The 12,687-nt window shown below is 72.0% G+C and carries 12 protein-coding genes and 1 pseudogene; 5 read left to right on the top strand and 8 right to left on the bottom strand.

Features of this window, described 5'->3' with window-relative positions:
• The first annotated feature begins 1 nt into the window (after position 1).
• From ACFE64_RS07590 to ACFE64_RS07580, 3 genes are all read left to right on the top strand, one after another.
• Entirely contained in the window at positions 2-592 is a 591-nt protein-coding gene (locus ACFE64_RS07590) for a nitroreductase (protein ID WP_375391852.1), read from the top strand.
• 63 nt (positions 593-655) lie between these two features.
• Entirely contained in the window at positions 656-1,003 is a 348-nt protein-coding gene (locus ACFE64_RS07585) for a GntR family transcriptional regulator (RefSeq protein ID WP_375391851.1), read from the top strand.
• A 183-nt stretch (positions 1,004-1,186) separates the two neighbouring features.
• Positions 1,187-2,119 carry an L-threonylcarbamoyladenylate synthase gene (locus ACFE64_RS07580; RefSeq protein ID WP_375391850.1) on the top strand — a complete coding sequence of 311 codons (933 nt, stop codon included), beginning with the start codon at positions 1,187-1,189 and terminating at the stop codon, positions 2,117-2,119.
• Between the two features lie 71 nt (positions 2,120-2,190).
• Here ACFE64_RS07580 and msrA read toward each other — a convergent pair whose 3' ends face one another.
• Positions 2,191-2,730, bottom strand: coding sequence for a peptide-methionine (S)-S-oxide reductase MsrA (msrA, locus tag ACFE64_RS07575; protein WP_375391849.1), 540 nt, complete (start codon positions 2,728-2,730; stop codon positions 2,191-2,193).
• A 63-nt stretch (positions 2,731-2,793) separates the two neighbouring features.
• Here msrA and galE point away from each other — a divergent pair, with 63 nt between their 5' ends.
• Both galE and ACFE64_RS07565 read left to right on the top strand, forming a co-directional pair.
• Positions 2,794-3,795: a UDP-glucose 4-epimerase GalE gene (gene galE, locus ACFE64_RS07570; protein WP_375391848.1), complete on the top strand. Its 1,002-nt coding sequence runs from the start codon at positions 2,794-2,796 to the stop codon at positions 3,793-3,795.
• Positions 3,792-4,622, top strand: a complete 831-nt coding sequence (locus tag ACFE64_RS07565) for an HpcH/HpaI aldolase/citrate lyase family protein (RefSeq protein ID WP_375391847.1) — start codon at positions 3,792-3,794, stop codon at positions 4,620-4,622. Before galE ends, ACFE64_RS07565 begins: the two co-directional genes overlap by 4 nt.
• A 77-nt stretch (positions 4,623-4,699) precedes the next feature.
• Here ACFE64_RS07565 and ACFE64_RS07560 read toward each other — a convergent pair whose 3' ends face one another.
• The 7 genes and pseudogenes from ACFE64_RS07560 to ACFE64_RS07530 all read right to left on the bottom strand — a co-directional run.
• Positions 4,700-5,011 carry a hypothetical protein gene (locus ACFE64_RS07560; RefSeq protein WP_375391846.1) on the bottom strand — a complete coding sequence of 104 codons (312 nt, stop codon included), beginning with the start codon at positions 5,009-5,011 and terminating at the stop codon, positions 4,700-4,702.
• Positions 5,012-5,028: 17 nt separating this feature from the next.
• Positions 5,029-5,754 (bottom strand): class I SAM-dependent methyltransferase, encoded by a 726-nt coding sequence (locus ACFE64_RS07555; RefSeq protein ID WP_375391845.1) that lies wholly within the window; start codon positions 5,752-5,754, stop codon positions 5,029-5,031.
• Positions 5,755-5,762: 8 nt separating this feature from the next.
• Positions 5,763-7,685, bottom strand: a complete 1,923-nt coding sequence (locus ACFE64_RS07550; RefSeq protein WP_375391844.1) for a prolyl oligopeptidase family serine peptidase — start codon at positions 7,683-7,685, stop codon at positions 5,763-5,765.
• 112 nt (positions 7,686-7,797) lie between these two features.
• Positions 7,798-8,139, bottom strand: coding sequence for an SWIB/MDM2 domain-containing protein (locus ACFE64_RS07545; RefSeq protein ID WP_375391843.1), 342 nt, complete (start codon positions 8,137-8,139; stop codon positions 7,798-7,800).
• A gap of 100 nt (positions 8,140-8,239) precedes the next feature.
• A complete protein-coding gene (locus ACFE64_RS07540; protein WP_375391842.1) occupies positions 8,240-11,005 on the bottom strand; it encodes a hypothetical protein in 2,766 nt (921 codons plus the stop codon).
• A gap of 479 nt (positions 11,006-11,484) precedes the next feature.
• The gene (locus ACFE64_RS07535; RefSeq protein ID WP_375391841.1) at positions 11,485-12,264 is read right to left on the bottom strand and encodes an SDR family NAD(P)-dependent oxidoreductase; all 780 of its coding nucleotides are present in this window, start codon (positions 12,262-12,264) and stop codon (positions 11,485-11,487) included.
• A gap of 242 nt (positions 12,265-12,506) precedes the next feature.
• Positions 12,507-12,687 (bottom strand): annotated as a pseudogene (locus ACFE64_RS07530) (30S ribosomal protein S4); the annotation flags it as partial.

The raw sequence follows: 12,687 nt of genomic DNA, 5'->3' as shown, positions 1-12,687 counted from the left end.
CATGCTGAACGACGCCTCCTCGCCCTTGTCTCTCCTCGCGACCCGCCGTTCGGGCAAGCCGCGCGACCTGGTCGGGCCGGGGCCGGACGGCGCGGCGATCGACCGGATGCTGGCGATCGCGGCGCGCACGCCCGATCACGGCAAGCTCGCGCCGTGGCGCTTCGTGGTGGTGGCCGACGCGCAGCGGCAGCGGCTGGCGGGGCTGCTCGCCGACATCTGGGCCGCCGACCATCCGGACGCGCCGGCGCACGAGCTGGAGGCGGCGCGGCAGTTCGCCACCCAGGCGCCGGCGCTGGTGGTGACGCTGTCCGCGCCCGTCGCGGGATCGCCCATCCCGATCTGGGAGCAGGAGCTGTCGGCGGGCGCGGCGACGATGAACCTGCTCCACGCGGCGCACGCGATGGGCTACGCCGCGGGCTGGCTGACCGGCTGGCCCGCCTTCTCGCCACCCGTGCGCGACCTGTTCGGTGACGAGACGCAACGCATCGTCGGCTTCGTGTTCATCGGCACGCCCGGGCGCCCGCTGGACGAGCGGCCGCGGCCCGACATGGCGGCGATCGTCAGCCGGTGGACGCCGCCGGCCGAAGCCTGACGATGCTGGACTCGCCGCACCCTTGCTGTATTAAGGCGGTATGACAGCGCCGAGCGGCCCGACGTGGTAGAAGGGGAGAGCCCGGTCTATCTGCGGCTTCGCGGCACGATCGCGGCGGCGATCCTGCGCGGCGACTTCCAGGCGGGCGACCAGCTGCCGTCCGTCCGGGCGCTGGCGGCCGAGCACGGCGCCAACCCGCTGACGGTCGCCAAGGCGTATCAGAGCTTCCAGGACGACGGCTATGTCGAGGTCCGGCGCGGGGTGGGCATGTTCGTGTTGCCCGGCGCGGTGGAGCGATTGCGCGTGACCGAGCGCGAGCGGTTCGTGACGACGCAATGGCCGCGCATCCAAAGCTATATCGCGCTGCTGGGCCTCGACGCGGGCGACCTGCTGGAGCGAAGCGAGGCCTGATCGAGCGGACCAGCGGCGCGGCTAGTACAGCTGGTCGACCTCGTCGGGCGTCAGATCAATGCCGAACATCATGCTCAGTCGCATCCGGTAGATGCGCGGATTGGTGATCTCGCCTTCGCTCACCTCCGTGCCGACCTGGCGGCGGTAGCGGCGGTCGGTCAGGCGCGCCTATAGCGTCCGGACATGTCCGCACCAGCCATCCTGCCCTTCGGTGACCCCGCCATCGCCCGAGCATCGGCGCTGATCGCGGCGGGGGAGGTGGTCGCCGTGCCGACCGAGACGGTTTACGGGCTGGCGGCGGACGCGACCAATGCCGAGGCGGTGGCGCGCATCTATGCGGCCAAGGGGCGGCCGGATTTCAACCCGCTGATCGTGCATGTGCTCGATGGCGCAGCCGCGGAGCGGGTGGCGGTGTTCGATGCCGTGGCACGGGCACTGGCGGCGGCGTTCTGGCCGGGGCCGCTGACGCTGGTGCTGCCGGTGCGCGAGGGAGCGGGGCTCGCGCCGGCGGTGACGGCGGGCCTGCCGACGGTGGCGGTGCGGGTGCCGGCGCACCGCGCGATGCGGGCGCTGCTGACGGCGTGCGGCCGGCCGCTCGCCGCGCCGTCGGCGAACCGCTCGGGCGCGATCAGTCCGACGCGGGCGGCGCATGTCGCGGCCAGCCTGGGCGGCGCCGTGCCGCTCGTCATCGATGACGGCGCGTGCCCGACCGGGGTGGAGTCGACGATCGTCGCCGACGGGCGCGTGCTCAGGCCGGGGCCGATCACCGGCGAGCAGATCGCGGCGGTATCGGGCCGCCTTGCATCGGTCGTCCCGTCGCCGTCGGGAGCGATCACCGCGCCCGGTCAGCTTGCCGGCCATTATGCGCCGGCCAAGCCGCTGCGGCTGGGCGCCACCGGCGCCGAGCCAGGCGAGTGGCTGATCGGCTTCGGTCCGGTCGCGGGCGACGACACGCTGTCGGCCGTGGGGGACCTGATCGAAGCGGCGGCGCGGCTGTTCGACGCGCTGCACCGGGCGGACGCCTCGCCCGGAACCCGCATCGCCATCGCGCCGGTGCCGGCGGACGGGGTGGGGGAAGCGATCAACGATCGGCTGCGCCGGGCGGCGCATCGCTAGGCGCCGCGGCAAAGCCGCGTCGTCGGTCGTAGCTGCGCTACGCCGGCCGGGTTTGTGCGTCTCGCAGCCAGCTACGCTAGCTGCGTGCGCACTTGCGCCGCGAAGCTCTTCCTGAGCTTTTGCAGCTTGGGCGGGATCACCGCGAGGCAATAGGGATTGGAGCGGCCGCTCGTCTCCCAATAATCCTGGTGATAGCCCTCCGCCGGCCACCAGCGATCAAACGGCTCGATCGTGGTGACGATCGGCTTCGACTGATCGGCCTGGGCGCGCGCGATCGCCTGGTTGGCCTGCTCCTCCTGTTCCACCGTCTCGGGGAAGATCGCCGAGCGGTACTGCGTGCCGACATCGTTGCCCTGGCGATTGAGCTGGGTCGCGTCATGCGTGGCGAAGAAGATGTCGAGCAGGTCGGCGTAGCGGACCTGGGCGGGATCGAAGCCGACGCGGATCGCCTCGGCATGGCCGGTGTCGCCGTTGCAGACCGAGCGGTATTCGGGGTCGTCGACGGTGCCGCCGATATAGCCGCTCTCGACCGACTGGACGCCGATCACGTCCTTGAACACCGCCTCGGTGCACCAGAAGCAGCCGCCGGCGAGCGTCGCATATTCCGTCATGGATGGTCTCCTTTGCGACCGATGTAGGAAGCCGCTAACGCGCCCGCAAAGGGGTTCGGGCACATGACGCTGGACGGCAAGGTGATGGTGACGGGCGGGGCCGGCTATATCGGCAGCCACGCCGTGCTGGCGCTGCTCGATGCGGGGCAGGAGGTGGTGGTGGTCGACAACCTCGTCACCGGCTTCGCCTGGGCGGTCGATCCCCGTGCGACGCTGGTCGAGATGAACGTCGCCGATCCTCGCCTCGCCGACGTGCTGCGCGAGCACGACGTGAAGGCGATCATGCATTTCGCCGGATCGGTGGTGGTGCCGGAGTCGGTCGCCGACCCGCTCAAATATTACGGCAACAACACCGCCGCGACGCGCAGCCTGCTGGCGAGCGCGGTGGCGGCGGGCGTGCCGCACTTCATCTTCTCCTCGACCGCCGCCACCTATGGCACGCCCGTCAGGGTGCCGGTCGCGGAGGGCGACCCGACCGTGCCGATCAACCCCTATGGCATGTCCAAGCTGATGACCGAGGCGATGCTGCGCGACGTCGCCGCGGCGCACCCGATGAACTATTGCGCGTTGCGCTATTTCAACGTCGCCGGCGCCGATCCCGAGGGCCGCAGCGGCCAGTCGACGGTGGGCGCGACGCACCTCATCAAGATCGCGGTGGAGGCCGCGACCGGCAAGCGCGAGGCGGTGAGCGTCTACGGGACCGATTTCGACACCGCCGACGGTACGGGGGTGCGCGACTATATCCACGTATCGGACCTGGCCGCGGCGCATGTCGCGGCACTGGACCTGCTGGTCGAGCGACCGGGGGAAAGCCATACGCTCAACTGCGGATACGGCCGCGGCTTCTCGGTGCTGGAGGTGCTCGACGCGGTCGATCGGGTGACCAACCGGACGATCGCGCGCCGGATGGAGGGCCGGCGCGCGGGCGACCCGGCGGCGCTGGTCGCCGACAACCGGGCCATCCTGGCGGCGCTGCCGTGGCGGCCGGCGCGCGACGACCTAGAGGTCATCGTCAGGGACGCGCTCGCCTGGGAGCGCAGGCTGGCGGAGCGGCAGGGGGCGTGAGGCTCCGCTCGCTGCTGTTCGTGCCGGGCGACCGGCCGGACCGCTTCGCCAGGGCAGTCGCGAGCGGCGCGGACGCGCTGATCCTGGACCTGGAGGATGCGGTCGTGACCGCGCGCAAGGCCGAGGCACGGGCGGCGGTCAGGGCGTATCTCGCTCCTCCCCGTCCCGGGAAGGAGCTGTTGGTCTTCGTGCGGGTGAACCCGCTCGATTCGCCTTTCCTGGACGACGACCTCGCCGCGCTCGCCGACGCGCGGCCGGACGGGCTCGTGCTCCCCAAGGCGGCGGGCGCGCGCGACGTGCTGCGGCTGGCCGAGCGGCTGGCGCTGCCGATCCTGCCGGTCGCGACGGAGACGCCGGCGGCGATCTTCGCGCTCGGCAGCTATGGGCAAGCCGCCGCGCACCTGGCGGGGTTGACCTGGGGCGCGGAGGACCTGCCGGCCGCGATCGGTGCGGCGGCGGCGCGCGAGGCGGACGGCGGCTATACCGATCCCTATCGTCTCGCCCGGTCGCTGGCGTTGTTCGCGGCGCATGCGGCGGGCGTGCCGGCGATCGAGACGGTGTATCCCGACTTTCGCGACATGGACGGCCTCGCCGCCTATGCCGCGCGCGGGCGGCGCGACGGGTTCACGGGCATGCTCGCGATCCATCCTGCGCAGGTCGCGGTCATCAACGCCGCCTTCACGCCGTCCGCCGACGAGCTGGCGCAGGCGCGGCGCGTCGTGGCGCTGTTCGCGGCCAACCCGGACGCGGGCGCGCTGCAGCTCGACGGTCGGATGGTCGACGCGCCTCACCTCAAGGCCGCGCAGCGGCTGCTGGCGCGGGCCTGAACGCGGTCAGGCCGGTGCCGCGGGCGTCGCGCTCGGGTCGTCGGAGGGCCGCCTGGCGGCGCGGAAGCTGGCCATCTTCAGTCCACGTCCTGCGCGGGAAGCCTCGCCGCGGCGCGCAACGCGGCGATCTCGCGGTCCTGCTCCTGGATCGCATCGACGTATCGGCGCTCCGTGGGGCGATAGGCGGCGGCGTCGGCGGGCCGTTCGGGATTGAGCTCCTGGGTGAACAGCGCATCTTCGGCGACGTGCCTGATCGCCTGCCGGAACAGCTCCGCCACGCCGCCCGAATGCTCGCACGGCTGGATCGCCTCGTCGCGCCACGCGCGGTAACGCTCGGGCGCGTGCGCGCGCAGCAGGACCATGGTGAGCCGCTGGTGCTGGTGCTGCACCAACCGGCCGAATGGTCCTATTTCGGCCTGACGAAGCGGAACACGAACTGGTCGGTCTGGCCGCGGATCGTGGGATCGAACACCGGTTTGGAGTGATCGTCGGCGGGGTTGGCGAGCACCGTCGACTGGCCGGTGAAGCGGAAGCCGGCGCTCGCGACCTGGCTGCGTACCACGGCGGGGTCGATGCGGTGCTTGGAGGGCGTCGTCGGCAGCGCGCCGCGCGCGTCGGCATGATCGATGATCAGATAGGTGCCGCCGGGCTTGAGCGCCCTGAACACCGCGGCGTTGAACGCGGTGCGCAGGCCCTCGGGGATATCGTGATAGCTCTGGACGGTCCAGAACAGGTCGACCGGTTGCGCCACCACCGGCAGGTTGCCGGCCTGAACGTCGTACGCGACGTTGGCGAGGGCCTTCGCCTGCAGGCCGGGCACGATCGCGGCGGCGCGCCTGGCGCCGGCCTGCGGCCACATCGCGATCACATGCCCGTTCGGCCCGACCACGCCGGTGAAGATGCGCGTCCAATAGCCCTGGCCCGGCAGGTAATCGACCACGGTGTCGCCGGGCTTCGCGCCCGAGAAGGCGATCACCGCGGCGGCCTGGCGGCGCAGGTCGTCGCCCGCCTGGTCGGCCCGCGCCGGATCGGCCAGCGCCGCCCGGATCGCGGGGGAGACGACGGGCGCCGTGGCGGCGGCCAGAAGCAACGGCGCCAGCAGCAGCGGCGCAAACGGGATCAGGGCGCGCACGATCGTCCTCACTTCGCCAGATACCTGCCGAACCAGGCGAGCGCGCGCTTGCGGACGTCCGCCGACTGATCGGGGCGCGGCACGCAATGGCCGGCGTCGGGATAGATCACCAGGCTGGTGTCCACGCCCTGATTCCTGAGCGCGTGCCACCATTCGACCGACTGGGTCGGCGGCACCTCGATGTCGCGCTCGCCGACATAGATGAAGGTGGGCGTATGGGCGGTGCGGACGTGGTAGACCGCAGACGCGTCCTCATAGACCTTGAAGTCGTCGTAGACGGATTTGCCGTAGAACGGGATCAGCCACTGATCGATGCCGTTGGTGCCGTAATAGCTGACCATGTTGGACAGCCCCGCACCGGCGACGATCGCCTTGAAGCGGTTGGTCTGGGTGTTGGCCCACATCGCCATGAAGCCGCCATAGGAGCAGCCGGTCAGCCCCAGCCGCGCGTCGTCGATCGGCGCCACCTTCTCGACCGCGTCGACGCCCGCCAGGATGTCGCGCAGGTCGCCGCCGCCGAAATCGCGCTTGTTGGCGGCGGTGAACGCCTCGCCCTGGCCATAGGAGCCGCGGGGATTGGGCATGAAGACGTAATAGCCCGCGTCCATATACTCGGTCGCCGGCCCCTTCTCCATGAAGCGCGGCGTCGAGGCGGCGGACGGGCCGCCATGGACGCTGACGATCATCGGCGCCTTTCCGGCAGGCGGCGCGAGCGGGCCGAGCAGCCAGCCCTGGGCGGTGAAGCGGTCGCTCCTCCAGCTGACGCTCTGCGCGGTGACCGCGGCGCGCACGGCGTCATTGTCATGGGTGATCGGGCGCAGGCCGGCGAGCGGACCGGCATAGATGGCCGGCGCGTGCGTCCAGTCCTGCGCCACCGTCGCCGCCAGTCCGCCGTCAGCGGAGAAGGCGGCGCGGCCGTCGCCCGCCGCCAGGCTGACCGGTGCGCTGTAACCGGAGGGGACGGCGCGACCCGGCTCGACCGCGCCCACCTCCATGCGGTCGTTGCGCAGCGAGACGGCGCGCAGGCCGGCCTTCGTCCAGGCGAGCGAGACATAGGTGACGGGCTGGCCGGCGGTGATGTCCGTCGGCGGGCCGCCGGCGAGCGGCACCGTCCACACGTCGCCGCCGACCGAGCCGAAGTCGCTCATCAGCCCGCCGATATAGGCGACGCTGCGCCCGTCTGGCGACACGCGCGGGAAGTTGAGCTGCGTGATCGGCCTGGCGATGGTGCGGACGGTGCCGGTCGCCGCGTCGACATGGTCGAGCGTCGCCACCCACCAATTGGCGTCGCCGTTGCCGCGCGCGCTGGTCACCACGAAGCCGGCGCCGTCGGGCGTCCAGTCATATTCGTAGATGTAGCGGTCGGCGGGCGACACCGGCCTGACGTCCGCGGGCACGACCGGCGCGCCGCGCACCGTGAACACGGCGAGGCGCTGCTCGTCGCTCGTCTCGCCGATCTCGCCGATCTGGCGCACGCCCGCCTGCGTCGCGCCGGTCTCCTTGGCGGCGCCGAGCGTCACGAGTAGCGCGATGCGGTCGCCACGGGGCGAGAAACGCGGCGTCTGCGCGAGGCCGGGGACGGTGGCGAGGGTGCGGACCGCGTTGCCCTCGGCCAGCATCAGCTGGGCGGTCGACGCGCCGGGCTCGCGCGCGACGAAGGCGAGCTCGCCGCCGGGGCCGAAGGTGAGCCCGGCATAGGTGCATTTGGGACAGGGATCGAGCGTCTGCGTGATCGCCCCATCGGCCGCGCGGCGCAGCACGATCGCGGCGTGGCCGCCGCCGCGGCCGCCGGCGCCGGTCCCGCCGCTGGCTTCGGTGGTCGCGATGCGGTCGCCCGTCGGGCTCAGCGCCAGGCCGTTATAGCCGTGGACCTGCGCGACGGCGGGAGCGGTGGCGGACAGCGCGAGGACCGGCAGCAGGCGGAGGCGCATCGGCGAGAGGTCCTTTGATGTGTCGGGCCCCACCCCTCACCGGTTTTGCAGCGATTGCAAGGGGCTGCGCGCCGCGGGCCGTCACCGCCCGCGACCCGCATCCCGCTCCGCGTCAGGCCTTCTTGGCGGTGAGGTGCGCGCTCAGATGCTTGTTCATCTCGAACATGCTGACGGACGGCTTGCCGAAGATCTTCTGGAGCTTGTCGTCGCCGTTGATCTGGCGCCGGTCCTTGGCGTCCTGCAGATCGTTCTTCTTGATGTAATCCCACACCTTGCTGACGACCTCGCTGCGCGGCAGGTCGGCCTTGCCGACGATCTCGGCCAGCTCGGGGGAGGGCGTGACCGGCGCGGTGATGCCGCCGCGCGCGCCGCCGGTCGGCTTGCCCGTCGCCTTGACCTTCTTGGTGGCCGCCTTGGTCTCGTCCTTGCCGCGTTTCTCCGCCGTTCGCGCCATCATTCTCTCCATCCTTGCCCGGCCGAACCCCTCGCGCGCGCGCAGGCCGAGTGGTGCGCACGCCCCCTTGTGGCACGGGGAAAGGGCGAAGGAAACCGCCTCACCGCACCCCCGCGGCCGCGAACAGCCGCGGGCAGGCCGCCAGCAGCGTCGTCATGCAATGCTCGCCCAGCCGGCGGTAGCTCTCCCATTGCGCCTCGTCGAAGAACTGGTCCCCGGTCGTCTGCTGCGGAAAGGGCGGGTTGGCGGCGGCGTAACCGGCGACGTCCTCCGGCGTGCCCGGCAGCAGCCGCGGCTTGACCAGCACCAGCCGGCGCGCCGGGACGCCGGCGCCGCCCTGCACCGCGAAAGCGAGCGCGAACGCCTCGCCCTTGCCGTCGCGCATCGCCGCCTTCCAGTCACGGTCCACGTCGGGATCGACGAACAGCGTCGCGCGGCGGCAGCCGATCTCGGCCAGGAAGCGGCGCAGCGCGGCCCCGCCGAGCAGCACCAGCTCGCGGCCGAGATCGATCCGGGCCGTGCGGACGAGATTCTCCAGGTCGGCGAAGGCGTAATCCTGGTCCTGCGCATTGTCGCAGACGAGGATCAGCGGCACGTCGCGCCGGATCAGCGCATAGGCGCCGGTATTCTCGAAATGGCCGCCGTCCGACAGGTATTGCCGGTCATAGCCGCTCGAATAGCGGGCGGTCATCTCGTCGAACAGGTAGAAGAAGGTCGACAACAGGCGGTAGACCGGCGCGCCGAGCAGCGCCCGGACGATCCGCGACGGCGAGCGGGCGGGCTGGGGCGGCTTCGCGGCCGGCGCCCACCACCAATAGCCGAGCCGGACGTTGGCGAAGGTCAGCGCCATCGCGAAGCCGAGATTGGTGAGGCGGCCCATGCCGCTCGACGCCGCGGCGCCCGAAATCGCGCACCACTGGCCCAGGCTCAGCGACTCGGCATAGCGGCGCACCCCGATCCGGTGCCACAGCAGCAGCCGCTGGCGGGCGCCGTCCGTCAGCCTGATGCCGTGCGGCTCGACCGAGAGGGGCACGCCCTTGCGATCGCGCGTCACCAATGCCGAGCTGTCCGCGATCGTGCGATTGACCGTCACGTTGATGACGTGGAGCGGCGCCGGCAGATCGGCTTCGCCATAGGTCTCGGGCTGGATGTAGTCCTTGTCGTGGTTGTCGAGGATGGTGACGTCGGGCCGGTCGGGGTCCTCCAGCGTCTCCAGCCGCACCAGATTGCTGGCGCCGAGATAGGCCCGCGTCAGCCGCGAGGCGTACAGATTGTGGAGCGAGGACAGGTTGATGAAGCCGGTCGACCAGCCGGTCAGCAGCCCCAGCGCGGCGAGCGTCGCGATCAGCAGCGCGGTCGCGCCCGCGTCCACCGTCCCCCGCTGCCACGGATCCCCGGCCCAGATCGCGGCCTGGACCAGCGCGCCGGCGGCCACTGCGACCGCCCCATAGGCGAGCCCGCCCGCGACCAGCGCGACCTCGGGCAGGAAGCGCGCGGCCGCCGCGAACAGTCCGGTCTTCGCGCCCTTGCCCGCAGCCCAGCCTTGCAGCTTGCGGACGGCGAAAGCGAACACCGGCAGCGCCGAGCCGACCGAGATGGACAGCGCCGCGGACCGCGCGCCCGTCCATGCCCATTGCCGCAGCGCCGCCGCGAGCGTCTCGACCAGGCCGAGCCCGAGCAGCACCAGCACCGCCAGGTTGAACCGCGCCTGCCAGGTGGTGAGGCGGCGACGCAGCTCCGCCGTCAGCAGCTGGTCGGGGTAGACCAGGAACAGCGTCGCCACCAGCCAGATCGCGCCCGCCGCCAGTTGCATCCCCAGCAGCGCCTCCCCCGTGCGCTCGGCCCAGCGGATGTGCGGGTTGAAGGGCAGGGGCCGCCAATACAGCAGCGCGCCCAGCGCGGCGGCGAGCAGCGCCACCCACCCGGCCATCTTGCCGAACCAGCCGAGCTGCCGGCGCGGGTCGCGCTCGTTCACCGACATCTGGCAGGTGAGCCAATAGGCGAGACTGACCGCCAGCGAGCCGAGCTGCGGGATCAGCGCCAGCGCGACGAGGGGCGAGAAGGATCGGAAGAACGCAGGGGGCGCGGCGGGCGCGTCCGGCCGGCAGGCCGCGCTCACCGCCGTGGGGACGACCCCGCCGAGATGAAGGTCGCAGCCGGCCGCGCCCGTCACAGCCGACGCTGCCGCGCGGCTCGGCCAAGGCCAGCCGATCGCCGCCAGGCCGCGCACGATTCCGATGTCCAGCAGCGCGGTCGCCGCCAGCACGGCCGCCATGCCGAGCGCGAAGACGTAGAGCATCCCCAGCCAGTTCCGCGCGAGATACGCGACCGCATAGCTGTAATCGGTCGGCCCGTTCGGAGCGAGATAGCGGCTATGTTCGCGCAGCCACCAGATCGGATTGCGCACCGACTTGCCCGACGGCGCGACCAGCGCCCGCTCGCTGGCGTCGCTCGTCAGCGCGCGCATCGCGAAGCGATACTGCGCGGCCAGTTCCAGCGCCTTCGCCTGCTCCGACAGGGCCGCGTCGTTCTGCACCGGGGCGATGCCGCGCAGCCGCTTGGGCAGGAACAGGCTGCGCAGGAAGCAGCCGACATAGGACCCGCCGGACACGGTCGACAGGATGTCGATCGCCGCGAGCCGATCGGCGCGAGCCAGCGCCTGGAGCACGCCGAGCGAGAAGGTGGCGCTACGGATGCCGCCCCCCGACAGCGCCAGGCCGACCAGCCCCGGCGGCGCCACCGCCGCCTGCCCGATCCACCAGCGCCGCGCCGCGTGTCGCCGGGCGATGAGGTCGGCGGGATCGGCCGGACCGAGCTGCGCCGTACCGCCGCCGTGCAGCCAAGTGTTGAGCCATCCGGCGATCACGGAACGGTCCCGGTCGGCTCGCCCGCGGAACCGCATCGCGCCGCCCGGCCCAGGCAGAAGCTGGCGCGGTTCGCGTCCGGGGGCGTAGCGGCCGCGCCCATTGCGACGGCGCCCGAGACGGCGCAGCCCGGCGCGCAAGCCTTGATCGCGACGGTCATGCGTCTTCCCCCGCAGCTCATTCCCTTGCCGGACCTGCCGGCGGCCACGCGACGCCTCTACTTTGGAAAAGGATGTCGCGCCGGGCAGGCAGAGTCAATCTGCGGCCTGCCGGCGATCGCTCTCGGCAACTCTTCGTCGGCGGGCGATGGCGCGAAGGTCTGGCCGCGCGCACCCGGGTGCAGCCCACCCGCTGCCGGAGGCCCGCCGCGCGGCCCGGCCGGTCCGCGGGTCGAGGCTGTCACCGGTCTTCGCGATCGCGGGCGCGCTGGTGCCGACAGGCGCGGTGCTCCACGCCTGGTCGCCGGCGGCCTATCGAGCGCTCACTGCAGCGAGTCGATCACCCCGCCGTCGACCCGCAGTGCCGCGCCGGTGGTCGCCGACGCCTGGGGCGAGGCGGTGTAGACGATCATCGCCGCGACTTCCTCGACGGTGGCGGCGCGCTGCAGGATCGAGCTCGGCCGGTGCCGCTTGACGAAGGCGGCGCCCGCCTCCTCCAACGACTGGCCCGCTTGCTCGGCCTGTGCCTGGAGCATGCCCGCGACCCCCTCCGACAGGGTCGGTCCCGGCAGCACCGCGTTCACCGTCACGTTCGTCCCCGCCATGCGCTTGGCGAGCCCGCGCGCCAGCGCCACGTCGGCGGTCTTGCTGACGCCGTAGTGGATCATCTCGACGGGCACGTTGAACGCCGATTCGGAGCCGAGGAGGATGAAGCGACCCCAGCCCGCATCGCGCATCCGCGGCAGGTAATGACGCGCGAGCCGGACGCCGGCCATGACGTTGACCTGCCAGTGCCGGTCCCACATCGCGTCGTCCGCGTCGAAGAAGTCGGCCGGCTGGAAGATCCCGGCGTTGCTGACGACGATATCGGCATGCGGAACCGCCGCGACCAGAGTCGCCGCGCCGTCTGCGTCCGCCAGGTCGGCGGCGACGCCGCGCGCCTGCCCGCCGATGCGCGCGACCGCCGCGTCGACCTTGTCCTGCCCGCGCCCGTTGACGATCACCGCCGCGCCCGCTGCGGCGATCGCCTTGGCCGTCGCGAAGCCGATGCCGTCGGTGGAACCGGTCACCAGTGCCGTCTTGCCCGAAAGGTCGATATTCATGCGCGTGCTCCTTCTCGCCGGCAGCAACGCGCGGGGCGGCGAGCCTTTCCCCATACCGTCATGCCGGCCTTGTGCCGGCATCCACCGTCGGACTCGCGTGAAGCTGAAACGATGAGGGCGGCCCCGCGGGACCGCCCTCCTGCTCTTCTCGGGCCGACGCGGGAGTGAAACCCGCGTCGTCGGACCTCGCCTGCGGCGAGGCCGGCCGGCCCAATCTGGTGAGATCGTCGCGTCCTACTCGCTCAGCGCGAGTAGAACTCGACAACCAGATTGGGCTCCATCTTCACCGGATAGGGCACCTCGTCCAGCAGCGGCACGCGGGTGAAGGTGACCTTCGCGGCACCGTCGGCCGCGACATAGTCGGGCACCTCGCGCTCGGCGAGGTTCTGCGCCTCCAGCACCAGCGCCATCTCCTGCGCCTTG

Source organism: uncultured Sphingomonas sp. (assembly GCF_964250165.1).
In the GTDB taxonomy this organism is placed as follows: domain Bacteria; phylum Pseudomonadota; class Alphaproteobacteria; order Sphingomonadales; family Sphingomonadaceae; genus Sphingomonas.
Note: the sequence above shows the minus strand (reverse complement) of the source record. Positions and strands in the feature narration are given on the sequence as shown.

Excerpts from the sequence above, each read along its gene's own strand:
- ACFE64_RS07590 (WP_375391852.1), top strand. The coding sequence starts at position 2 with ATGCTGAACGACGCCTCCTCGCCCTTGTCTCTCCTCGCGACCCGCCGT.
- ACFE64_RS07580 (WP_375391850.1), top strand. The coding sequence starts at position 1,187 with ATGTCCGCACCAGCCATCCTGCCCTTCGGTGACCCCGCCATCGCCCGA.
- msrA (WP_375391849.1), bottom strand. The coding sequence starts at position 2,730 with ATGACGGAATATGCGACGCTCGCCGGCGGCTGCTTCTGGTGCACCGAG.
- galE (WP_375391848.1), top strand. The coding sequence starts at position 2,794 with ATGACGCTGGACGGCAAGGTGATGGTGACGGGCGGGGCCGGCTATATC.
- ACFE64_RS07550 (WP_375391844.1), bottom strand. The coding sequence starts at position 7,685 with ATGCGCCTCCGCCTGCTGCCGGTCCTCGCGCTGTCCGCCACCGCTCCC.
- ACFE64_RS07545 (WP_375391843.1), bottom strand. The coding sequence starts at position 8,139 with ATGGCGCGAACGGCGGAGAAACGCGGCAAGGACGAGACCAAGGCGGCC.
- ACFE64_RS07535 (WP_375391841.1), bottom strand. The coding sequence starts at position 12,264 with ATGAATATCGACCTTTCGGGCAAGACGGCACTGGTGACCGGTTCCACC.